Annotated in this window: 21 protein-coding genes; 17 read left to right on the forward strand and 4 right to left on the reverse strand. The window is 35.0% G+C overall.

Annotation, left to right across the window (positions count from 1 at the left end):
* The first annotated feature begins 46 nt into the window (after nucleotides 1–46).
* Together H3U49_RS00500 and H3U49_RS00505 are read left to right on the forward strand one after the other, a co-directional pair.
* Nucleotides 47–1,291: an alpha-L-fucosidase gene (locus H3U49_RS00500; RefSeq protein ID WP_198178799.1), complete on the forward strand. Its 1,245-nt coding sequence runs from the start codon at nucleotides 47–49 to the stop codon at nucleotides 1,289–1,291.
* A 14-nt stretch (nucleotides 1,292–1,305) separates the two neighbouring features.
* On the forward strand, nucleotides 1,306–2,022 hold the full coding sequence (locus H3U49_RS00505; protein WP_198178801.1) for a GntR family transcriptional regulator: 717 nt from the start codon (nucleotides 1,306–1,308) through the stop codon (nucleotides 2,020–2,022).
* A 31-nt stretch (nucleotides 2,023–2,053) separates the two neighbouring features.
* On the opposite strand, the gene H3U49_RS00510 is transcribed toward H3U49_RS00505, so the two are convergent.
* Nucleotides 2,054–2,938, reverse strand: a complete 885-nt coding sequence (locus tag H3U49_RS00510; RefSeq protein ID WP_198178803.1) for an RluA family pseudouridine synthase — start codon at nucleotides 2,936–2,938, stop codon at nucleotides 2,054–2,056.
* A gap of 84 nt (nucleotides 2,939–3,022) precedes the next feature.
* On the opposite strand from H3U49_RS00510, the gene H3U49_RS00515 reads away from it, so the two are divergent.
* Genes H3U49_RS00515 through H3U49_RS00535 form a run of 5 tightly spaced genes read left to right on the forward strand, consistent with a single transcriptional unit; the run spans nucleotide 3,023 to nucleotide 10,117 of the window.
* Nucleotides 3,023–5,080: a PBP1A family penicillin-binding protein gene (locus tag H3U49_RS00515; protein ID WP_198178805.1), complete on the forward strand. Its 2,058-nt coding sequence runs from the start codon at nucleotides 3,023–3,025 to the stop codon at nucleotides 5,078–5,080.
* A 14-nt stretch (nucleotides 5,081–5,094) separates the two neighbouring features.
* A complete protein-coding gene (locus H3U49_RS00520; RefSeq protein WP_198178807.1) occupies nucleotides 5,095–5,451 on the forward strand; it encodes a YlbF family regulator in 357 nt (118 codons plus the stop codon).
* Entirely contained in the window at nucleotides 5,451–6,662 is a 1,212-nt protein-coding gene (locus H3U49_RS00525; RefSeq protein ID WP_198178810.1) for a DNA repair exonuclease, read from the forward strand. The genes H3U49_RS00520 and H3U49_RS00525 overlap by 1 nt, the downstream gene beginning before the upstream one ends.
* Nucleotides 6,649–9,147 (forward strand): AAA family ATPase, encoded by a 2,499-nt coding sequence (locus tag H3U49_RS00530; RefSeq protein ID WP_198178812.1) that lies wholly within the window; start codon nucleotides 6,649–6,651, stop codon nucleotides 9,145–9,147. The genes H3U49_RS00525 and H3U49_RS00530 overlap by 14 nt, the downstream gene beginning before the upstream one ends.
* Nucleotides 9,140–10,117 carry a 3'-5' exoribonuclease YhaM family protein gene (locus H3U49_RS00535; protein WP_198178813.1) on the forward strand — a complete coding sequence of 326 codons (978 nt, stop codon included), beginning with the start codon at nucleotides 9,140–9,142 and terminating at the stop codon, nucleotides 10,115–10,117. The genes H3U49_RS00530 and H3U49_RS00535 overlap by 8 nt, the downstream gene beginning before the upstream one ends.
* 46 nt (nucleotides 10,118–10,163) lie before the next feature.
* Here the strand turns inward: H3U49_RS00535 and H3U49_RS00540 are convergent, their stop codons facing one another.
* From H3U49_RS00540 to H3U49_RS00550, 3 genes are all read right to left on the reverse strand, one after another.
* Nucleotides 10,164–11,063, reverse strand: a complete 900-nt coding sequence (locus tag H3U49_RS00540) for a peptidylprolyl isomerase PrsA (RefSeq protein ID WP_198178815.1) — start codon at nucleotides 11,061–11,063, stop codon at nucleotides 10,164–10,166.
* A gap of 114 nt (nucleotides 11,064–11,177) precedes the next feature.
* A complete protein-coding gene (locus H3U49_RS00545) occupies nucleotides 11,178–11,519 on the reverse strand; it encodes a hypothetical protein (RefSeq protein WP_198215868.1) in 342 nt (113 codons plus the stop codon).
* A 9-nt stretch (nucleotides 11,520–11,528) separates the two neighbouring features.
* Nucleotides 11,529–11,960, reverse strand: a complete 432-nt coding sequence (locus H3U49_RS00550; protein WP_046332337.1) for an HIT family protein — start codon at nucleotides 11,958–11,960, stop codon at nucleotides 11,529–11,531.
* A 90-nt stretch (nucleotides 11,961–12,050) separates the two neighbouring features.
* Here H3U49_RS00550 and H3U49_RS00555 point away from each other — a divergent pair, with 90 nt between their 5' ends.
* The 10 genes from H3U49_RS00555 to polA all read left to right on the forward strand — a co-directional run bounded on the left by H3U49_RS00555 (nucleotide 12,051) and on the right by polA (nucleotide 23,414).
* Nucleotides 12,051–12,791: an ABC transporter ATP-binding protein gene (locus tag H3U49_RS00555; protein ID WP_198178820.1), complete on the forward strand. Its 741-nt coding sequence runs from the start codon at nucleotides 12,051–12,053 to the stop codon at nucleotides 12,789–12,791.
* The gene (locus H3U49_RS00560) at nucleotides 12,784–13,980 is read left to right on the forward strand and encodes an ABC transporter permease (protein ID WP_198178822.1); all 1,197 of its coding nucleotides are present in this window, start codon (nucleotides 12,784–12,786) and stop codon (nucleotides 13,978–13,980) included. The genes H3U49_RS00555 and H3U49_RS00560 overlap by 8 nt, the downstream gene beginning before the upstream one ends.
* Nucleotides 13,981–13,988: 8 nt before the next feature.
* Nucleotides 13,989–14,648 carry a tRNA (guanosine(46)-N7)-methyltransferase TrmB gene (trmB, locus tag H3U49_RS00565; protein WP_198178823.1) on the forward strand — a complete coding sequence of 220 codons (660 nt, stop codon included), beginning with the start codon at nucleotides 13,989–13,991 and terminating at the stop codon, nucleotides 14,646–14,648.
* Between the two features lie 16 nt (nucleotides 14,649–14,664).
* Nucleotides 14,665–15,003 (forward strand): thioredoxin family protein, encoded by a 339-nt coding sequence (locus H3U49_RS00570; protein WP_327059487.1) that lies wholly within the window; start codon nucleotides 14,665–14,667, stop codon nucleotides 15,001–15,003.
* Nucleotides 15,004–15,024: 21 nt separating this feature from the next.
* Nucleotides 15,025–15,672, forward strand: a complete 648-nt coding sequence (gene ytpR / locus H3U49_RS00575; protein WP_198178828.1) for a YtpR family tRNA-binding protein — start codon at nucleotides 15,025–15,027, stop codon at nucleotides 15,670–15,672.
* 175 nt (nucleotides 15,673–15,847) lie between these two features.
* Nucleotides 15,848–17,158: a UDP-N-acetylmuramate--L-alanine ligase gene (gene murC / locus H3U49_RS00580; RefSeq protein ID WP_198178830.1), complete on the forward strand. Its 1,311-nt coding sequence runs from the start codon at nucleotides 15,848–15,850 to the stop codon at nucleotides 17,156–17,158.
* A gap of 174 nt (nucleotides 17,159–17,332) precedes the next feature.
* The gene (locus tag H3U49_RS00585; RefSeq protein ID WP_232347673.1) at nucleotides 17,333–18,274 is read left to right on the forward strand and encodes a sugar phosphate isomerase/epimerase; all 942 of its coding nucleotides are present in this window, start codon (nucleotides 17,333–17,335) and stop codon (nucleotides 18,272–18,274) included.
* A 39-nt stretch (nucleotides 18,275–18,313) separates the two neighbouring features.
* Entirely contained in the window at nucleotides 18,314–19,687 is a 1,374-nt protein-coding gene (locus H3U49_RS00590) for a PTS transporter subunit EIIC (protein ID WP_198178833.1), read from the forward strand.
* Nucleotides 19,688–19,753: 66 nt separating this feature from the next.
* On the forward strand, nucleotides 19,754–20,491 hold the full coding sequence (locus H3U49_RS00595) for a DeoR/GlpR family DNA-binding transcription regulator (protein WP_045928324.1): 738 nt from the start codon (nucleotides 19,754–19,756) through the stop codon (nucleotides 20,489–20,491).
* 244 nt (nucleotides 20,492–20,735) lie between these two features.
* Nucleotides 20,736–23,414 carry a DNA polymerase I gene (polA, locus tag H3U49_RS00600; protein ID WP_198178835.1) on the forward strand — a complete coding sequence of 893 codons (2,679 nt, stop codon included), beginning with the start codon at nucleotides 20,736–20,738 and terminating at the stop codon, nucleotides 23,412–23,414.
* The last annotated feature ends 12 nt before the right edge of the window (nucleotides 23,415–23,426 follow it).

Here is a 23,426-nt window from a genome sequence, read left to right on the forward strand (position 1 = left end):
TTTAACTTAATGTGTTAAATATTGAAATGGAATGGGAGGAATAAATATGGTAGAAGCTTTGACTAGAATCAAACAATATGAAGACTTGGGGTTAGGCTTATTTATTCATTGGGGCTTATATTCGCAATTAGAAGTCGGAGAGTGGACAGAATATATCCATCATCGAGATAAAGAAGAGTATGAACACTTAATTAACAATTTTTCTGCTAAAGATTTTGATGCCGAGCAAATTGTTCTGTCTGCTAAAAAAATGGGTGCTAAGTATATTGTTTTAACAACCAAGCACCACGAAGGCTTTTTCTTGTATGATACCCAAAGACTATCTGAGTTTGATGCAATGCACAGTCCTGCCCATAGAGACTTGATTCGAGAGTTTATTGATGCCTGCCATAAATATAATGTTCAGCCTTTTTTATACATGGCGACATATGATTGGCATAGTGATCTGTACCAAACTGACTTCAATAAGTATTTAGATTATCTATTAAAATCCGTTGAAATTTTGTGCAAGAATTACGGCTCAATTGGAGGATTTTGGTTTGATGGTGATTGGAATAAAAAAGAGGCTGATTGGAAATTAGATCGTTTATATGGAACAATCAGAAAATATCAGCCTAACGCAATAATTGTTAACAATACAGGTTTAAAAAACAGAGGAAAGATAAGTAATCCTGAAATTGATGTTGTGACATATGAGCGAAAAACGCCAGATCAAGTTAATCATGGTTTCCAAGATAAATATGTTGCTGGGGAAGCCTCAGTAACAATGAATAAACATTGGGGCTACGCAAGAGATGACTTAAACTTCAAATCTACAAAAGAGCTAATTGAAAATATTGTTCATGCCCGTGGCATTGGAGCTAACATTTTACTTAACATTGGCTTAACTGGAACTGGACAAATTCCGTTAATGAATCAAGCCGTTATGGAACAAATCGGTAAATGGACAAAGATGGCGGGGCAAAGTATCTATACCTCACGACCTTCTTCTGAAATCAAGGCAAGCGGAAACGATAAAGATATTGCTCTGATAGATAAAAATACTCTATATTTGTTTTTACATGATTTAGAAATTGTTGGCGATGATAATGTGGTTTTAGGCGGAGAAGGTATCAATTTACGTTCATTTAGTGGTATATTCAAACAGATAGAAAAAATAACTTGGCTAGATGATCAAAAAGAACTTCCTTTTATGCAAGATGTTGATAGAGGAACGCTTACGGTGGACATAGGTGGTTACACTTATGGGACAGATTGGTGTGTAAGAATAGCCAAGGTTTCCTTTAAATAAAGCCGGTGAAATTGATGTCAAAATATCAAGATATTGTTTTAAAATTGGTTGAAAAGTTAGATAATGGATGGCTAAATCCTGGTGATCGTTTCTATAGTGAAGCAGAAATCAGTCGAATTTATCATGTTAGCTCTACGACTGCAGTAAAAGTTTTAAATACCTTAGAACAACAAAATAAGGTAACTCGAGTTCAAGGAAGTGGGACTTTTGTTGCAAAAGAAGCACATAAGCAGGTTGCAATGCTCACGGATTTGAACTTGGCTGAGGGACAAACCGAAAGTGTTAAGGTTCTTTTAGCTAAAATCGGTACCGAAAAAGAAGTATTACGTAAACTTCATCTTAAAGCAATTAACAATTATCTTGAAGTAAGGCGTTTGCGGTATATTGGAAAAAAGATAAGTCAATATTCGATTAGCTATCTAAATCCAAATTATTTAAATATTGATCATGTGGATAATTTGTCATCATTTAATTCAATCTACCAAAAAGTTAGAGATGATTCAAAAATTGATCCTTTTGAATTACCATTTAAGCAAAAAAACTGTGCTAAAACTGTTACAAATAAAGAAATTTTGAAGTATTTTACCCAAAAACCAACTCAGCTCTTTATTTATCAGGAACGTGAGACTTATTTACCATTAGTTTCTGGTGAATTACTTGAATATGCAATTAGCTATAAGCTACCTGAATATTGGGGTTATGAGGCAACAGCAACAGCTTATCGTCAGTAAGTTAAATCTAAATCAATTAGAAAGAACTAAATCAAAATGATTTAGTTCTTTCTTTAAGCAAAGGTATTTTTTTGTCTAGTAATTTGACATTTATTTTATTTAATGTGAAAGGCTTTTGTAGCGAAATTTGGTAAGCTGTTAGGTGCAAAAATTGTTCTTTTTCACAGTTAGAGTTATACAATGGATCTCCCACAATCGGACATCCTATCGCAGCGAGATGTACCCGTATTTGGTGTGTCCTACCTGTTTCTAAATTTAATTTAATTAAAGCGGTATTGTTGTCCAAATACCTTAAAATCTGGTAATGTGTGATTGACTGTAGTCCATTGCTTGTTATTTTGCGTTTGCGCTGATCAAGTGGATCTTGACCGATTGGCAATTCGATTGTTCCTCTGTTGGCTATTGGCTTATTAACATTAATCACAGCTAAATATTCGCGGTGAAAAATTTTGGCTGTTAATTCCCGGTTTAAAATAGGCACAACGGCAGGATTTTTGGCTACCAGTAGCAGACCGCTGGTTAGCATATCTAGTCGATGTACAATAAAAGGGGAAAATCCTAAATAGGTAGCACAATCATTCAGAGCTGTATCAGTTTCCATTAAATTCGGGTGCGTTTTTTGCCCTGCAGGTTTATTTATAATTAAAAGACTGTCATCTTCGTAAATAACTTCCGGATTTTTACCACTAGCTGGATAATTATGCTGCTTACTTTCAACGTGATTGAGCCAAAGTTCAACTTTATCATTTGGCTTTACATTTTGATTAAAATGATAATATTTACCGTTAATCTGTACTTTTCGTTCGACACGTAAAAAGTGACGCCATTTTCTCGGAATGAGTAATTGACGTAATAAATCATTTACAGAACACGGATTGAGATTTTGAGGAAAGTTAAAGGTAAAATAATAGCTCATAAATATTTGTTAAATCTTTTTGAAAATAAAGGTAAATTCCTTTAATATGATACAATTTTAGTTGTTTCTAAAGGAGCAGATAAAATGGAAAACAATGAACCAAAGAAAAACGGTAAGGGCGGCTTATGGCACCGTTTTGACAACCGTTTTTTCATCGGTCGCTGGATCATTTTGATTTTGCTTACCGGGATGTTATTGGTTTGTACTTATTATACCGTTAAAGTTAAAACTTCAAATATATCAAATTTAAAGGCATCATTATCAGCTACAACCGGAATTTACGATTATAAGAGTCAAAAGTCTGGCTCATTATATTCGCAAAAAGGTACTTATGTAAGTTATAACAAAATTTCGCCTAATGTGAAAAATGCTGTAATTTCAACAGAAGATCGTACTTTTTGGAAAAATCCGGGTTTTAGCATCAAAGGAATGGGCAGAGCTGCTTTAGGCTTGATTCTTAACCGCGGTCAAATATCTGGTGGTGGTTCGACCATCACGCAACAACTGGCTAAAAATGCTTTGTTGACGCAGAAGCAAACTTTCTCTCGTAAAGTTGAAGAACTTTTCTTTGCTATTGAAATAAACCATGTTTATTCTAAAAAAGACATATTGACTATGTACCTTAATAAAGTTTATTTTGGCAATGGTGTATGGGGAGTTGAAGATGCCAGTCAAAAATATTTTGGTAAAAATGCCAGTCAGTTGACAATCGGAGAAGGAGCAACTTTAGCCGGTATTTTGCGTAATCCAAGTAAATATAACCCAATTGACCATATGTCTTATGCTTTGTCTCGGAGAAACCTGATATTAAATCTAATGGTTGATAATAAAAAATTATCAAATTCCAGGGCGAAAAGTGAGCAAAAAATTGGTTTAACTTTACGTGACACCTACCATAATAAAGATGGGTATCGTTACCCTTATTTCTTCGATGCAGTCGTTGACGAGGCAATTAATCGCTACGGGCTAAAAGAAGAAGATGTAATGAATAAGGGCTTGAAAATATACACAACCCTTAATCAAAATTATCAAAGTCAGCTGCAGCAAAAATTTGACCAAGGTTATCTGTTTCCGCAAAATGCGACTGATGGTACGAAACCTCAAGGCGCAACGGTGGTAATGGATCCTGCAACTGGCGCAGTGCGAGCTGTAGTAGGTGGTCGAGGCAAACATGTTTTTCGTGGTTATAACCGTGCTACTCAAATGAAGAGACAACCAGGCTCTTCAATTAAACCGCTAGTTTCTTATGCTCCAGCGCTTCAACAAGGTTATCACTATGATTCGCAGCTTTCTAACAAGCTGCAGCGTTTTGGTAAAAATGGTTATCAACCGCATAACGTTGACAACGGCTATTCTGATAAAATCCCGATGTATTCCGCCTTGGCCCAGAGTAAAAATGTCCCTGCAGTTTGGTTACTAGATCGCATTGGGGTATCAAAGGGCGTTCAATCAGCTAATAATTTTGGTATCAAGGTGCCAAAAGAAGACCAAAATCTTGCTTTAGCTTTAGGTGGACTATCAACAGGTGTTTCACCTATTCAAATGGCACGAGCATATTCAGCTTTTGCCAATAAAGGGAATTTGCCTAATAATTCTTATTTCATCACTAAAATTACTGATGCTAGTGGGAATGTAATCGCTGAAAATCATGATACTGGTACGCATCGCATTATCTCGGAAAATACGGCTAAAGAAATGACTACCATGTTATTGGGGGTGTTTGCAGGTGGAACTGGAACATCCGCTCAACCAGCTGGTTATCGAGTTGCAGGTAAAACTGGGTCAACTGAAGTACCAAACTCTTATGGCTTTGGTACTAAAGATCAGTGGATCGTCGGTTATACACCAGACGTTGTGGTTGCTACTTGGGTTGGCTTCGACCGCACTAATCAGCAGCACTTCATGCATGGTGTTTCAGAAACTGGTATTACTAGGCTATATAAGGCTGAAATGGAAAGTATTTTGCCATATACAGCTCAAAATCAATTTAAAGAACAGGCCCCAAAGCAAATTATTCAAAATAACGGTGCAGGTTCAGATTGGACAAAGGGCTTTGGAGATAAAATCGAAAAAGGCATAGGTTCAGCAGGAGAAAAAATTAATGAATGGTATAATGACATTAAAGGACTTTTCGGTCATTAATTAGGAGGAAAAAGATGATTAATATTTATGATTCAGCAAATCAAGTAGCAACAGATTTGCAAAAGCTTGATGAATTTAAGGCTTTAAGTGCTGCTATTGCTGCGGTTAAAAACAATGAAGAAAGTACAGCTTTGTTCAAACAGATGGATGAGATGCAGACAAAAATTATTAATTCACAGTCTGAAGGAAGAGATTTTCCAAAGGATTTAGAAGAGGATTATAAAAAATTAAATGAAAAGGTGCAAAAAGATGCCCAAATATTAAAGCTCTTGCAAGCTGAGCAAAATATGTATAAAACTATTGATGATGTTCAAAAAGCAATTGCTAAGCCAATTAATGACCTTTATGACGGTCTTAGGAATAAAAAATAATGAAATTCATCCATTTTGCTGACGCACATTTAGATAGTCCATTTTTGGGGCTATCTTTTTTACCATCTGAGAGTTTTAAGCAGATTCAAAATGCTCCAATGCAATCTTTAACTAAAATTGTAGATTTGGCACTGAAAGAAAAGGTTGATTTAGTATTAATTGCTGGGGATACTTTTGATAGTTTCAAGCCAACTCCCAGTGTACAAATTTTTTTCGCTCATGAAATTGAGCGACTAGTCAATGCGCAGATTCAGGTAATAATGATTTTGGGTAATCATGATCATATGGCAAAAGAAGACTTGCTGGTCGCTGAAAGTCCCTATTTCAAGTTACTGGGTAACGGAGAAAAAGTAGAAACTGTCTCTTATAAAACAAAAAACGGTTTTGAATATGACGTGAGCGGCTTTTCATATTTGGCCAATCATATTAAAGATAATATGGCGGCGCAATTTCCTGCTAAAAGCAATCGTTATACTTTTGGCATCATGCACGCACAGGAAAGAGCAGGTGCCAGTGCACAAAATGTTTATGCGCCTTTTAGTTTGAGTGAGCTGCAAAATCTCAATTACAATTATTTTGCCTTGGGTCATATTCATTTAAGACAAGTCTTGTCCGAAACGCCATTAATCGTCTATCCAGGAAACATCCAGGGTCGTCACATTAATGAAACCGGTCCTAAAGGTTGCTATTTAGGAACTATTGATGAGCAAACAAAACAAACTAAGATCCATTTTATGCGGACCAATTCTATTACTTGGAGTAAAAAAGAGCTTGAATTAACAAAACCAGTGGCAAAAACAGAACTGGAAAATATGATTATTGATTGTCTGTCAGCAATATCAACTACTTATTTTTGTCTGCAAATTAAGGGAGCTGATTTTTTGAATGAAAAAGAAAAAGAATTGGTCCAAGACAGTGATTTTTGGCAAATGATTTCTAAAAGACTGACTCATGACTCACAGTTGGTAGATGTGCGGTTTATTAGTGGGGCCAATTTAGAAATCGCCTTTAATGATCAAAAGTACTTTAAACAGGCTGAAAAAGAAGTTTTTGGTCCTGATCAATTTGCTCAAATCAGTAAAAGCTGGGCTTTAAAAACTGAGTATACTGATAGTTTGGCTCAAGACCCTGAATTCGTTCAGGAAGTAAAACAACTCTCTGAAGTCAAGTTAAATAGTAAATTGAAAGGAGTTAATGATGAAATTAATTAAACTTCAAATAGTTAATTTTGGTCAATTTTCAAACTTTACTTTTGATTTATCAAATTCAAACATTGATGTTTTTTACGGAGCTAATGAAGCAGGAAAGAGTACCATCGTTGCCTTTATTAAACAGATTTTATTTGGCTTTCACCTTGCTAACCATAGTTCGGATTTTTTTGAGGACTACACGCCTTTAGCACAGGTTAGTCCAATGGGCGGGTCTTTATTTTTTGAAAATGAAAATGGTCAGCATTATCAGTTAGAAAGACTTTACGCACATGGTAAAGGGTCAAAAGCTGGTACTCTGACTGTGAAATGTGACAACCAAGTGGTACCAGAAAGTGTTTTTTTTGATCAAATAAAAAATATTGATGGTGAATTTTACACTGACAGTTTTATTTTTAATCAGGATATGCTGGCAAAAGTTGATCAGATCAAGCAGAAAGATTTACTGGAACGTATCTATTATTTGGGTGCAGCTAATAGTGATAGCCTAATAACTTTACGTGATGATTTTGCTAAAAGTGCTGACGGTTTATTTAAAAAGACTGGCAGAAAGCCGCCTATTAATCAGTTGCTGGTAGAAGTTAAAGATGAAGAAAGCAAAGTCAGTAACTCTGAAAATGAATTTTCTGTTTACCAAGAACTTAATGACAGTTTTAAAAAGCAAAAAAGTTTGCAACATCAAGAAGAGAACAAAGAACTTGCATTACAAAAAGAATATGACAAGTTAGAAAAGATGCAAAAACTTGTTCCCAGCTACGAAAAATTGCAAGATTTACAAAATCAAGTTAAAACAGTCAACTTTGATTCAGAGCAGTTTCAATCTGCACAAACCTTAACAATGCAGGTTGATTCTTTGCATAAAAAGCAGCAGAAAATCACAGCAAAGTTAAGTGAATATTCTCATGACCAGGAAGAAAATAAGGCTGCTTCAGTGCTTGTTCAAAAAAAGCCGGAAGTATTACAATGGCAATCTGAGTATCATAACTGCTTACAAAAAGATGAACAAATTAAGGAAGAGCAGAAACAACTTATTGCACTCGATCCAAATCTGAATAAAATTGTGGGAATGGAGCAAAAGGAAATTATTAAACTGCAAGATGACTATCAAAAGCTGCCCCAAAAGGAATTAAAGATTGAGCAGAGTAAGAATGGCAATTCTAAGCAGTATTTTTTGTTTGGTGGCGTTATTTTTCTTGTCGGTTTAATTTTATTGTTTATTGCACGAGCTTTTGGCTTTTTAGCTGTTGGTATTGGGCTGGCTCTAGTGTTATTTGGTTTTTATCAGCAGAAGCAAACACAAAAAGCAGTAGAAACTATAACAGAGCAAAATGAAAAAATAAGGAAGCAAAGACAGTCTTTTGAAAAGCGCTATGCTATTAATCCCATCAATTTAGATATAAATAATTTAATTAATGAATGGAGACAATATCAAGTATTAATTCAAAACTTAAAAAGAAATAATCAGCGAAAAAATGAGTTAATAGGATTAGTCACACCGATAGCAGTCCAATTAGGTGATGAACTGAATCAAACTGTAAGTACTTTTGAAGATGTATTGAATGGACTGGACCAACTGACCAAGAAAATAAATTTAGAAAAATTACGCCGAGAAAAGCAAACTAGCTTAGAAAACAGTTTGGCTGAAAATAAAGATGAACTAACTGAAACTGAAACCAAGCTAAAAATGATTCTGGCAAAGGCGCAAGTTACTAGCTTAGCTGAATATGAGCAAATACAAAAACAAAAGCTAAAACAGGATAAAATACAAAACCAGATTGATGCTCTTGAAACGAATTTGCAAAATGATTTGAGCGAGTTAAAAAGTTATGCCCAAAATAAAACAGAAAATCAAACTGAACTCGCAAATTTAAGGTCAAAAATTTCTTCAGTTCATGAAAATATTAATCACATACAGGGAAAAGCAGCTGAAATAAAAGTCAAAATGGAAAATTTGGCAAATTCAACGGCTGTTTTCGAGGAAAAACAAAAACTGGCTAACTTAAAGGCAAAATTGAAAAATTTGAGCATTGAATATTTAGCTGACCTATTTACTGCAAAATGGATTAGTCGTGCTCTTGATTTAGCTTCGAATGAACGATTTCCCAAAATGCTGGTTACTGCTAAAGAATATTTGCGACTATTAACGGATAACCGTTATAATGATATTGAAATTGGTAAAAAAATAACGGTTACTCGTTTTGATGGTAAAAAAATAGAAGTGCAATATCTTTCTAGAGGAACTTCTGAGCAATTATACTTTGCGTTAAAACTGGCTTTTGTTCAACAAATACGAGATGAAATAAATTTACCCATATTAATAGACGACTCTTTTGTTAATTTTGATGATCACAGAGTTGATGAAATTGAAAAGCTGCTTCAAGCAATTGCTAGAAACAATCAGGTATTAATTTTTACTGCGCAAACAAGTCTTGTTGATAAATTGCGAATACAACCGCTAACTTTTAAGAGAGGAACTAAAAATGTATAAACGTTTGCTGGATTATAATGATGGCGAAGAACTAGAGTTGGTTGTGCTAATTAAGAATTCTCAATTAAGACATACGAAAAAAGGCAAACTTTATCTAGCAATGTCATTTAGTGATTCTTCTGGTGAGATTCGTGGCAACTTTTGGGATGCTAATGATCAAGATGCTGCAACTTTTAATGCAGGAACAATAGTAGAGCTTGATGGCAAGCGCGAAGAATATCAGGGTCAGCCACAAATAAAGATTTATAGCTTACGTGTTGTGGGCCCGGAAGAAGGGTATGATCTTAGGCAATTTATCAAATCAGCTCCAGAGAAAATTGCTGATATGAAAGAAGAAATAAACCAGTATGTTTTTGAAATACTGAATCCTACTTGGAACAGAATTGTACGATTCTTATTAAAAAAATGGGATAAACGATTTTTTGATTTTCCAGCGGGAAAAAGTAATCATCACGCAGTGCGTGGCGGACTGGCCTACCATACTGTATCGATGCTGCGTGATGCAAAAGGTTTGGCGGACAATTATTCACAAATTAACCGTTCTTTGTTATATGCCGGCTGTATCCTCCATGATATGGGCAAAGTACTTGAATTAACAGGTCCGGCAGCGACACAATATACCACTGAAGGTAATTTGATTGGGCATTTGGTTTTGATTGATGAACAAATCATGCTGGCGGCTCAGCAACTTAAAATTGATTTAGAATCCGAAGACTTATTGTTGCTAAGGCATATGGTTTTATCTCATCATGGTAAATTTGAATATGGCTCACCTAAATTACCTGCTCTTCTTGAAGCCGAGTTACTGCACCGCATTGATGATTTGGATGCATCTGTTTACGCTATCACCAATGCTTTACAGCACACTCGTCCTGGCAACTTTACCGATAATATAATGAGTCAAGGCGGCCGAAAATTTTATAGACCTAAAACAGATGAATCATTAGGAAAGGCCCGTAAATTAGAGTAAAAAAAGAGTTCAAGCATGCTTGAACTCTTTTTTTACTCTAATATAATTATTTTTTATCAGTAGATGTAGAAACATAAGAAGCTAAGACATCTTTTAGATCTTTATCTTTTATGTCAACTCCAGCCTTTTTAATAACTTTGGCTAGAACATCATGCATAGTTTGTTGGTCTTGTGACATTGTCTGATAGATTTGGTTATCAATCTCTTTTTTGTGTGAAGCAAATGATCCTTTAGCAGGGTGCTTAATCATTCTGATTACGTGATAACCTGATTGAGATTTAACAGGACTCTTTGTTGTTTCGCCAGTCTTTAATTTAAAAGCAGCTTTCTTAAACGCAGGGTCTAAACTAGAATCAGTAGAATCAAAAGCAGGCAGCTTTCCTTCATTGTTTTTAGTTCCTGGATCTAAAGAATACTTTTTCACCAAACTCTTAAAACTTTTACCATTTTTAAGTTCATTAGTAATTTCTTCTGCTTTAGATTTTTTAGAAACTAAAATATGTTGCACTTTAACTTTTGGTTGATAATCTTTCCAAACTTTGTCTTCTTGACTCTTTGAAATCTTCTTGATGTCCTTTAAAGCAGCTTCAGTAAGCAGGTTTGTTTTCAAGTTTTGTTTGAAGCTTGAAGCAGTCATGCCATTTTGTTGCAAAACGGCATCAAATTGACTACCGTATTGCTTTTTGTAATTATTGTATTGTTTATCAACTTGCTTTTTTGAAACTTTGTTGCCATATTGTTGCTCTAAAACACGATTGATAATCATGTTTGCCAGGGCGGTTTTACCAGACTGAGACTTTTTCATTTCGTCATAGTATTCTTGCTGGGTAATCTTGCCGCCTTTATAAGAAGCAACGGTTTTACCGCCATTGGAACAAGCCGCTGTTGATAATGCCATACTTGCTACGGCAATGACAGCTGCTGCTTTTCTGATATATTTTTTCATAAAATAAATTCTCCACATCCTTAATAAATTAAGTCACCGACAACTAATATAACATAAACTGGCAAATCTAGTTTTTATTTTTAAGTTTTTTGTCAAAAATTGCCAGTTTCTTTACTAATTTTTAGAATTATCAGCTTCATTTTCAATATTATGATTAATCGCTGAAGCTTTGCTTTTTAATTTGGCAATAATCCGATTAATGCCTATTTGATAATATTCCACTTCTTTTTCTAATTCAGAAATTGCTTTTTTAGCTTGTGGCAAAGATTCTTTTAACTCTTGCTTGGCAGTCTTTAACTTTTTGCTAGAGTCGGTAAGATCACTAATGTCTTCTTTCACTGAATTAATTGGCTTTTGCACCGATGGGAATAAACGATTACCGTTTTTATCTTTAAATAGTGAAAGAACAACGCCAAAACCCGCTCCCACTGCTAGACCTAAACTAAAATGTTTCATCATGTCACCTTAGAACTCGGCTCTAATTGCAGCTGCAACTTTTTGGTAATCTTCTTCAGTATATTTTTCAGCGTTATTGCGCGTTGCAATCTTTAAACCGTCTCCCTCAAATCGTGGTATAAAGTGAATATGTGAGTGCATTACTACTTGGCTGGCACTGGCGCCATTATTGCTACTGATGTTCATACCAGTAATTCTAGGGTCAAACTTTTTAATTGCATTGGCAATTGTTGGAATATACTGCAAGTATCTTTGAGCATCTTCAGGCGTATAATCAAAAAAGTTAGTGATGTGCTTTTTAGGTACCATTAAAGTGTGACCTGGGTTGACTTGAGATAAGTCTAAAAAGGCTTTGACGTCGTCATTTTCGAAAACTGTGTAGCTGTTGGCTTCACCCGTGATAATTTTACAAAATAAGCAATCTTTATCTAATTCTTCCATTTTAAAACCTCTTCATTTCAAAATTTAGTTTCTTTTAATATCATGCTATCATATTAAATGAGTAAATTCATTAAAAGAAAGATAGGAATTATGACTTTAAAAATTGAACATTTGACTGGTGGATACATTGGTGTGCCGGTCATTAAAGATATTAACTTAGAAATTATCCCGGGAGAAGTTTTAGGGCTAATTGGACTAAATGGCGCAGGCAAATCGACGACAATTAAACATATCTTGGGGCTATTACGACCACAAAAAGGGAAAATTACTCTCAATGGCGTTGACTTAGCCGCTCAACCTACTAAGTTTAAAAGAGAAGTCGCATATATTCCCGAAACCCCAGTTTTATATTCAGAATTAACTTTGAAAGAACACCTGCAATTAACGATTCTCAGCTATCAGTTAAACGAAAAACAGGCCTGGGCAAAAGCTCATGAGTTGCTGCAGATGTTTAGGTTGGATGACAAGCTCGATTGGCTGCCAATTCACTTTTCTAAAGGTATGAAGCAAAAGGTGATGATTGTTTGTGCCTTTTTGGCAAATACAGAACTACTTGTAATTGACGAACCGTTTACTGGACTAGATCCTTTAGCAGTGGCTAGTTTAGTGCAATTAATCACAGATGCTGCTGGTCAGGGCAAAATGGTATTAATGTCAACACATATTTTAGCTAACAGTGTTCAGGCCGTTTCACGCTATGCGGTCTTAAACAACGGCAAAATTGCTTCTACTGGTACTTTGGCTGAAATTCGAATGCACTACGGCTTAAAGGAAACAGATTCATTTGATCAAATTTACCAGATTTTAAGTCAGGAGCAACAAAATGCATGATTTGGCTAAAAGAAGGTTGCGGGAAAATTTAAGCCAATCTTTAAAATATCTAGTATTGGTTTTTAATGATTTCTTTATCTTAGCTCTGATTTTCCTTTTTGGAGCGCTTATGTTCTGGTACGCACAGGCAATGAAGACTATGCCTGAAAGTCAGTGGTACTACCGTCCACTAGTTGGTATTTTGCTCTGGCTGCCACTTTTAATAGGGAAATTGGTAACTTTGTTAAAACCAGCTGATTTACAATTTTTATTGCCCGAAGACGAAAATTTAGCATCATATTTAAAACCAATGTTAAATTACAGTTTAATTGTACCGACAATTTGCTTGGTTTTAATGGCGGGAATTATATTTCCTTTTGCAACGATTAAGGCGAAGATTGAACCTTTAAATTATGTTTTCGCTGTTTTTGCTGTTTTTTTGGCCAAAATATTGCAACTTAAGGTTATGGAATATAATTTATATTTTAACCGTAAAATTTCCATCATAATTTTAAATATCCTTTTCCTGCTTTTGTTTGGCTTGGGAATGTTTAAACCCCAGATCATGATCATAATCGCAATCTTGCTAGCGGCTGCTGTCTTTATTTTAGTTTTGAAGCCGCAACATGCCCCACTGTTTGACTGGCAATATGCCGTGGAGCAAGAAGAAAAGCGCAAAAATGTTGTTTATAACGCTTTTAGCATGTTCACAGACGTTAAAGAAAGACAGACTAATATTAAAAGACGAAAATATTTGGACTTTTTATTGCCTAAAAATTTATCGTCAGAAAATCCGCATAAATTTTTGTATCGCCGTTCAGTGCTTAGAAACCCAGAAAATATTAATTTAGTTTTCCGAATGACTGCTTTTGCAGTTTTAATTTCCTGGCTGGTACAAAATTGGATTTGGGCATTATGTTTGTCATGCTTAGTAGTCTTTTTGACTATTTACCAATTGATACCAATGGTTGATGAATTCGATACCAATATCATGTATCGTGTTTATCCAATTGAGCGTTCCAATCGTGGCCTTGATTTAGTATCTGCATTAGCGGGAATATTATTAGCTCAAGGGGTTATAATCAGTATTTCTTGGCTGATCACCTTACCAATTAATTTACGCTTGTTTGCGGCAATGGGATGTTTAGTTGTTTTCAGCTGGGGCGTATTAAGGTTATACTTACCTGCAAAAGTAAAGAAAAGGAAGTAGCAGAATAGATGAGATTACGTAACAAGCCGTGGGCTGTAAAGCTTGTACAAGAGCATCCAGAAAGTGTGATTGATCGACCTGATCCAAGTCTGAAAATTGATTGGTCAAAGCGGTTTGCTGATATTTCAAAACCATTAGAGATAGAAGTAGGGCCCGGCAAAGGAAAGTTTATTACTACGATGGCGGAAGAGCATCCGGAAAAGAATTTTGTTGCTTTGGAATTGCAAATAACAGCAGCTGGCATGATTTTACGGACTAAACTAGCAAAAGATTTGTCTAATTTACAAATTTTATGTGCTGATGCTGCTAATATTGATACTTTTTTTGATGCTCACAGAGCAAGTAAAATATATTTGAATTTTAGTGATCCCTGGCCAAAAACTAGGCATGAGAAAAGGCGGTTAACTTATAAGTCTTTTTTACAAAAATATCAGACTGTTTTGCAGGAAAACGGGCAAATAGAATTTAAAACTGACAATGCAGGACTTTTTGCTTATTCTGTGCAAAGTATGAATAATTTTGGGATGCACTTTGATTTTATGTCAGTTGATCTTCATAATGAAAAAGATGAAATAGTCAGTGCCAATATTGAAACAGAATATGAACACAAATTTGCAGCTCAGGGCAATCCAATTTATGCTTTGCACGCAGATTTTGGGGTAAAATAATTAAATAAGAGTAAGGATTGAGAGGTTTTTCAAAATGGAACAAATAAAAGAATTGAATAAAGATAAATTAGACTCGATTACTAAAAATGGACGAGTAGTTTTAGAATTTTCAGCAGGTTGGTGCCCGGATTGTCGTTTTTTAGACCCCTTCATGCCAGAAATAGAAAAAGATTTTGCCGATAGCAAATTTTATCAAATTGATCGTGATGGCTCAATTGACCTGGCTAAGGAAATGAACATCATGGGTATTCCTTCCTTTGTGGTCTACCAAGATGGTCAAGAAATTGGTAGACTAGTTAATAAGGATCGTAAAACTAAAGATGAGGTTGAAAGCTTTTTACGGTCACTTGACTAAGTGAAAGAGGATTATTGATTCATGATTACTAGTATTAATAAAAGAAGTTATCCCAATACCTTGATTGTAATTTTAGGTCAGGATAAGGGCAATAGTAAATACGATGAAAAAGTTGATATCACACGCATTACTGATGAAGAGGGTAATGTTACCGGTTATAACTTTTTTAACGTTGATCAGCTAATTGACTACGATAAATTATCAGATGGACAAGTTAAGCTGTCAAAAGATGATTTGACTGCTTTAAATGAAAAACTGGCAGAAGTTGGTTTTACTGATAAACTTGCTTATGGCAAGCCAACACTTGTTTATGGCTATGTCAAAAGCTGTGACAAGCATCCCGATTCTGATCATTTGCACGTTACACAAGTTGATGTGGGCAATGGTGAAGAACATCAAATTGTCTGTGGTGCGCCTAACATTGCGCAGGGACAAAAAGTGGTTGTTGCTTTACCAGGTACTTTGATGCCTAATGGTCAAGTAATTTGGCCAGGTCAACTGCGTCACGTGGATTCCTATGGCATGATTTGTTCTGCTCGTGAATTGGGACTTGAGCACGCTCCTCAAAAGCGCGGAATTATGGTGGTTCCTAATGAATTTACTGTTGGAGAAGCCTTTGATCCCGAAAAGTGTGACGAACTATTAGCAAACGGGCAGATTACTTTATAGCACTGAGGACTTTATCAAGCTTTGGTAAGGTCTTTTTTGTTACGAAAAGAATGTCAATTGCTTTAGTATTTTTTGCCATACTGCGAAAATTTGATTGCAATTTCTTGATGGTCCTGCTTTTTGGACTCAGTAATGGTAAAATAAAATGCAATGATATAATTTTGGAGTTCAGTAAATGTTAGATAAAAATAAGCAAATTTGGTTTATCGGAATTAAAGGAACTGGCATGGCTTCTTTAGCTTTAGTGCTAAATGATCTAGGCTTTAATGTAGCTGGCAGCGATATTAAAAAGTATACTTTTACCCAAGAGCCGCTAAAAAAAGCTGGTATTGAAGTTAGAGAATTTAGTGCGAATAATATTAAGGATTCGGGACAAGTCATCGTTAAAGGAAACGCGTTTAAAGATGACAACATAGAAGTAAAAACTTGTGAAAATAAGAACATTTCCTGGCAAAGTTATCCTGATACAGTAGAAGAAATTATCAAAATGCATACGAGCATTGGTGTTTCAGGAACTCATGGCAAAACGTCTACTACTGGCCTTTTAGCCCATGTATTAGGTGAAGCTGCACCCACTTCTTATTTAATAGGTGACGGTGAGGGCAAGGGTGTTAAGAATTCTCGCTTCTTCGTCTATGAGGCAGATGAATACCGACGTCATTTCTTAGCCTATCATCCAGACTATCAAATTATGACTAACATTGATTTTGATCATCCGGATTATTTCAAGGATCAGGCTGATTACACTTCGGCTTTTCAAACTGCAGCCAATCAAACTCAAAAAGGACTATTTGTCTGGGGTGGTAATGAAAGACTAAGAAAATTGCATTCTAATATTCCTAAATATACTTATGGTTTTGAAGATAATGATGATTTTCAAGCAGTCAATATTAAAAGAACAACAAAAGGTTCAAGCTTCACGGTCGTAAATCACGGTAAAAATATTGGTGAATTTCAAATACATCTTTTTGGGGACCACAATATTTTAAACACAACAGCTGTGATTGCTGTTGCCTACACTGAAAAAATTCCTATAGTAGATATTAAAAAAGGTCTGCTTACGTATAAGGGAGCAAAACGGCGCTTTTCTGAAAAAGATTTCGGTGATATCAACATTATTGATGATTACGCTCATCATCCAACTGAAATGAAAGCAACAATTCAGGCTGCACGACAAAAGTTTCCACAGAAGAAATTAGTTGTCGTTTTTCAACCACATACTTTTTCCAGAACAAAGAAATATGCTAAAGATTTTGAAAAAATATTGCGCGATGTAGACAAGGCTTATGTTACCCCGATTTATGCTTCTGCCAGGGAGGCAAGTGGAGATATTTCAAGTGATGATTTAGTTGCTAAAATTCCTGGCTCAGAAGTAATTGATCTTGATAACATTGCAGATCTTGCTCAAAACGAGAATAGCGTAATTGTCTTTATGGGAGCTGGCGATATTCAGAAATATGAAGATGCTTTAGAAGAGTTACTGTAATTTAATTTTTTAGCTTTACTAGAATTCTAGTAAGGCTATTTTTGTGCCCAAAATTTGTATTCTTTTTGAAAATATTTGAAATATTATTAAAATTAATGAAAAATAATGGTTGATTAATGAAAAATAATGAAATATAATAAAAATGTAAACGATAACAAATGAAAAGAGGACGAAATGATGAAAGAGATAAAAACAGCAACAAGGTTAAATGCATACCTGCCACATTATGATAATAAGATTGATAAGGTTTTTGGTGAACTGAAAAAAGTTGGAATTAATTATGTAGATATTAATTTTCCCCAACAGACTATTGGAATTCCGGCACGAGACATGAAGAAAATGTTAGACGAAAATGGTTTGCGTCCTAACGGAATGGAAATGAGATTTGAAGGTCATTATCTTAACGGAGATCTCGGAAATTTAAACGATAAAATCTATCAGGATGCAATTGAAATGTGTAAACAAGCAGTAGATTATTGCCGAGAAATTGGTGGATCAATGATTAATATCTGGAGTGCTCATGATGGTTTTGACTACAGCTTTCAAATTGATTATTTAAAAGTTTGGCATAGGATTGTCCAAGCTTGTCAAGAAATTGCTGATTATGCTCCTGATATTAAATTTAGTATTGAATATAAACCCTATGAGCCTCGTGCCTATGCTTTCGTAGACAGTATGGGAACCTTAGGAATGATTTTAAAAGATATCAACCGTAAAAACTTCGGTGTGCTTTTAGATTATTGTCACATGCTAATGAAACATGAAAATCCGGCCATGGGATCTGAAATTTTTGCTAGTCGTGGCGAGTTATTTGGGGTTCATATTAATGACGGCTATGGCGTCCATGATGATGGTTTAATGGTCGGCACTGTCACTCCATTTAAAACCTTAGAATTTCTTTATTATATGAAAAAGTATCACTTTGATGGCATGTATTATTTTGATACAGCACCGGTAATAGAAGATCCTAGTCAAGAAACCCGTAAGAATATCGAGATGTTGAAATACCTTTTAAATCTCCTTGACCGAGTAGGCATGGAGAAAATAGATAAAGTGATTAATGAGAATGATGCAATTAGAGCAAGAGATCTATTGTTAGATTTTATAAAAAAATAACCACTTTAATTTAGAAATTGTTTTTTTGGAGGCAAAAAAATGGATTACAGAGAAACAGCACGAGATATTTTGGATGCCGTTGGCGGACCAAGTAATATATCCAATATGACACATTGTGCAACTAGGTTAAGATTAAATTTAAAAAATGAAAATATTGATGATGCCAAAGTGAAGGCAGTAGATGGCGTAATTAATGTTTCAAAGGGCGGTGGTCAATATCAGGTATTAATTGGACTTGAAGTACCGAAAGTATTTGATGAATTTGAAAAGCTTGTCAATGGTAGTACTGATAATGAAGTTAGTACGCAAATCAAACCTCATGGATTTAAAGGATATGTCAATGCCTTATTTGCGGCAATTGCAGGTATTTTTTCACCACTGCTTCCCGCTCTTGCAGGGTCGGGAATTTTATATGGCTTACTTTTGTTCTGCAGCCAAGTAGGCTGGATAAGTCAGAAAAGCGGTACTTTTGTCATCTTGACTGCAGCCTCAAAAGCCGTATTTTACTTTTTGCCCATTCTGTTAGCTTTTTCGGCTGCACGAAGATTTAAAGTCAGCCCTTACATTGCTGCACTAATCGCTGGCGCACTTTTATATCCAGATTTCATTCAATTAATGGGTACCCATGGAAATGGTGCAATGACTTCATTCTTGGGTATTCCAGTTGTTTTAATGAATTACAATTCAACAGTAGTTCCAATTTTAATTTCTATCTGGGCTTATTCATATTTGTATAAGTGGTTAGATAAACACGTCAGTAAAGATTTGGAGCTTGTGGTTGTGCCACTTGTTTGTCTTTTAGTTATGGTGCCTCTGACCGTAATTGTTATCGGCCCACTCGGTGTATATGGTGGTCAATTTGTTGCAGATGTTGTTAATTGGTTAATTAAAAATGTACCACTGCTTGCTGGAGTAGTCGTTGGTGGTGGATGGAGTTTCCTTGTATCTTTTGGAATTCATTGGGCTGTAAATCCAATAATGATTAATAATATTGCTACACAAGGCTTTGATTTTATTTGTCCATTAACCTTTGCCTGCAATTTTGGTGTTATTGGAGCTGCTATAGGAGTTTGGCTTAAAACACGTAATAAAGAGCTAAAGAGTTTTTCTTTAACTGGAGTAATAACGATTTGCCTTTCTGCAATAATAGAACCAACATTATTTGGTTTACTGGTAAAAAACAGAAAAATATGGGCAGCACAAATGATTGCTGGTGCAGTTGGCGGAGCTTATTTAGGACTAACAAAGGTATTTACAAACGCATTTGTTTTTGGTTCAGTAACAACTTTTCCGGCTTTTGTAGCTAAAAATAGCAATAACTTCTTAAATGCGATGATAGGATTGGGTATTTCTGTAATTGTCGGAATCATTCTTGGCTTTATTGTTACCAAAAAAGATGAGCGTCTTGCTTAAAATAAAGTTAGATGGGTTATAATTAAGGAAGCAAAACACTTATGTATATAAGGAGAAGAGAATAAATTGCTTCCGATCGAAAGACAAAATCAAATCTTAAAAATTTTAGAAAACAAAAATTTGAGCAAACTGGATGAACTTCATAACCAAATACCCAATGTATCTATTTCAACTTTGAGAAGAGATATCAAAACATTAGAAGATGAAGGAAAAATTGAGTATTTATTCGGCGGGGCTGTTAGGCTAAGTGACGGTTCTGGAGAAGTCGAATTCACAAAAAAGGAACATAAATACCAAAAAGAGAAAAAGCAAATTGCTGCTTTAGCTGCCCAAGAGATTCACGATAGCAATGCAATATATGTGGATTCAGGTACAACATGTACTCTGTTGCTTGATAAAATAAAAAATAAACGGATCACAATTTATACTACGAATACACAAGTATGCCATATTGTTGGTAATTTTAAAGCTGAAATAGTTTTAATAGGTGGCAATTATAACGGCGTCACTTCTTCACTTACTGGCGCATTGACTAACGATTTACTATCCAGGCTTCGTTTTGATAAAGCATTTTTTGGAATGAATGGTGTTGACATTAATAATGGATACACAACACCACAATTTGACGAAGCAATAAAAAAACAACTGATTGCAAAAAGAACTTCACAATCTTTTATATTAGCTGATTCTAGCAAATTTGGCGTATCTTCAAATGTTCAGGCTCTAGAATTAAAAGACGCAATCCTAATTTCTAATGATAATGATTCTCAGATTGCTAAAGAAACAAAGATTATTTGTCCGTGACTAAAATATAAAAGTTATTTGATATAAAAACATCAAACTTAACAGGAGTTTGATGTTTTTGTTTAAAGAAAGTTCTAAAAATCCTATACAAAAAGCGTAATAAGCGAAAAGTAAGTTGTTAATTTGAAGTTGATAAACGAAATTTAACCTGTTTGTTATAAAAACAGTATTGTGCAAGATCCGTGCAAAAACTGTTAAAATGGTAGTTGAATAAAGAAAATTGGTTTAATTGTAAGGAGATCTAATGGCTGATAAAAAATTACTTTTAATTGACGGTAATTCAGTTGCCTTCCGTGCCTTTTACGCACTATATCGCCAACTTGAAAATTTCAGAAATCCTGAAGGATTGCATACTAATGCCATTTATACATTTAAAAATATGCTTGATGTCGTCTTAAATGATGTCGAACCAGATCATGTTTTGGTTGCTTTTGATGCAGGTAAAACTACCTTTAGAAATAAGATGTACGCTGACTACAAAGGTGGCAGACAAAAGACTCCCTCAGAATTATCTGAGCAACTGCCATACATTCAGGAGCTTTTGCATGACTTGGGTTTGTCTACATATGAGCTTGATAACTATGAAGCCGATGACATCATAGGAACTTTCGTAACTATTGGTGAAAAAGAAGGCTTTAAAGTTACGGTAGTTACAGGTGATAAGGATTTGACTCAGCTGGCATCGCCGCAAACAACAGTTATGGTCACTAAATCAGGGGTACTAAACTTAGAAGCTTACACACCTGAACACATGAAAAAAGTTAATGGTGTTACACCAACTGAATTTATTGATATGAAGGCATTAATGGGTGACAATTCTGATAATTACCCCGGTGTAACTAAAATTGGACCTAAAAAGGCATCACAGCTTATCCAAGAATATGGTTCAGTAGAAAATTTGTATGATCATATCGATGAAATGAAACCTTCTAAAATGAAGGAAAATTTGATTAATGATAAAGATAAGGCTCTTTTAGGCAAAAAATTAGCTACTATTGATCGTCATGCTCCTTTAACTATTGGGATCGATGATGTTAAAAGGCGTCCTATTGACTATCAGAAATTGCGCAGATTCTATGAAAAGATGAATTTTCGTAAATTCTTGAGTGAATTAAATCCCGACGGAGAAAATCAACCACAAGATCAATCTAAAAAAACAAATGATAAAGTAGTTGATTTTACTGAACTTAAAGAAAATGACATCAATAATTTTGCTGTTACTGATGGACAAACTATTACTTTTTATCTCGGGATGCTTGGTGCTAATTATCATTTAGCTGATTTTGTCGGTTTTGCCATTAAGGTAGATAATCAAATATATATTAGTCGCAATGTTGAACTGCTAAAAGAAGCTAAACTTAAAAATATGCTTGAAGATAAGCAAATTACTAAAAATGTGTTTGATCTAAAGCGAACAACAGTTGGGTTGAATCGTTTGGGTATTCACGCTCGTGGCATTGACTATGACATGCTTCTTGCTTCATATTTGATTAATAATGAAAATAATTCAGACGATATGGGTGAAATATGCCGGATGTACGGCGATAATTCTGTAAAAAGCGATTATGAAGTATACGGTAAAGGTAAAAGCGTTCATATACCAGAAAATGATCAAGTTTTGTTTAACCATCTAGCTGGTAAAATTGAGGCAATAGAAAATCTAAAAGATACATTACTGGCAAAACTAAAAGAACACGAGCAGGATGATCTTTATGCCAACATTGAAATACCAGTTGCAAGAGTTTTATCTGTCATGGAAATAAATGGTATTAAGGTGCAAGCTAAAACCTTAACTGAGCTGCAAGATGAGTTTGCTGTTGACCTTAAGAAAATGGAACAACAAATCTATGACGAAGCTGGTGAAGAATTTAATATTAATTCTCCAAAACAATTAGGCCATATTTTGTTCGAAAAAATGGGCTTAAAACCAATTAAAAAGACTAAGACTGGTTATTCAACATCTGTTGATGTTTTAAATCAGTTAAAAGATGAAAACCCAATTATTGGACAAATACTGACTTACCGGCAAATTGCTAAAATCCAATCTACCTATGTTAATGGTTTATTAGATGTTATCCAAAAAGATGGTCGCGTTCATACCAGGTACTTACAAACGTTAACTGCAACAGGCCGTTTGTCCTCAGTCGACCCTAATTTACAAAATATTCCAACTAGGACAGAAGAGGGCAAGCAAATTAGAAAAGCTTTTGTGCCTAGCGAACCTGACGGCTATATTTTTTCATGTGATTATTCTCAAATTGAATTGCGGGTTCTAGCGCAAGTTTCTGGTGATGAACAGATGCAGGAAGCCTTTAGAACAGGTTATGATATTCATGCTCACACCGCAATGCGTATTTTTCATCTTAAGTCAACCGATGATGTGACTCCGCTAATGCGCCGCAGAGCTAAGGCAGTTAATTTCGGTATAGTTTATGGCATTTCTGATTATGGCTTGTCTAAGAATCTTAATATTAGCAGAAAACAGGCAAAGGAATTTATTGACAATTACTTTGAACAATATCCACAAGTTAAAGAGTATATGAATAAAGCTGTGCAAGTGGCACGTGAAAAAGGCTATGCGGAAACAATTATGCACAGAAGACGTTATTTACCAGATATTCATGCCAAAAATTACAATGTCCGTTCTTTTGCCGAAAGAACAGCTATCAATTCCCCTATTCAAGGTTCAGCTGCAGATATTATTAAAATAGCAATGATTAACATGCAGAAAAAATTGGATGACATGCATCTCAAGACAAAAATGGTAGTCCAGGTTCATGATGAATTGATTTTTGATGTACCAAAAGATGAATTAGAAACAATCAAAAAAATTGTGCCTGAAGTTATGCAATCCGCTGTAAGACTTGATATACCTCTTGTAGCAGATTCTGGATATGGCCACAACTGGTTTGATGCGAAATAAGGAGCAATTTTA

Source organism: Lactobacillus sp. W8174 (assembly GCF_016100975.1).
Lineage (GTDB): Bacteria > Bacillota > Bacilli > Lactobacillales > Lactobacillaceae > Lactobacillus > Lactobacillus juensis.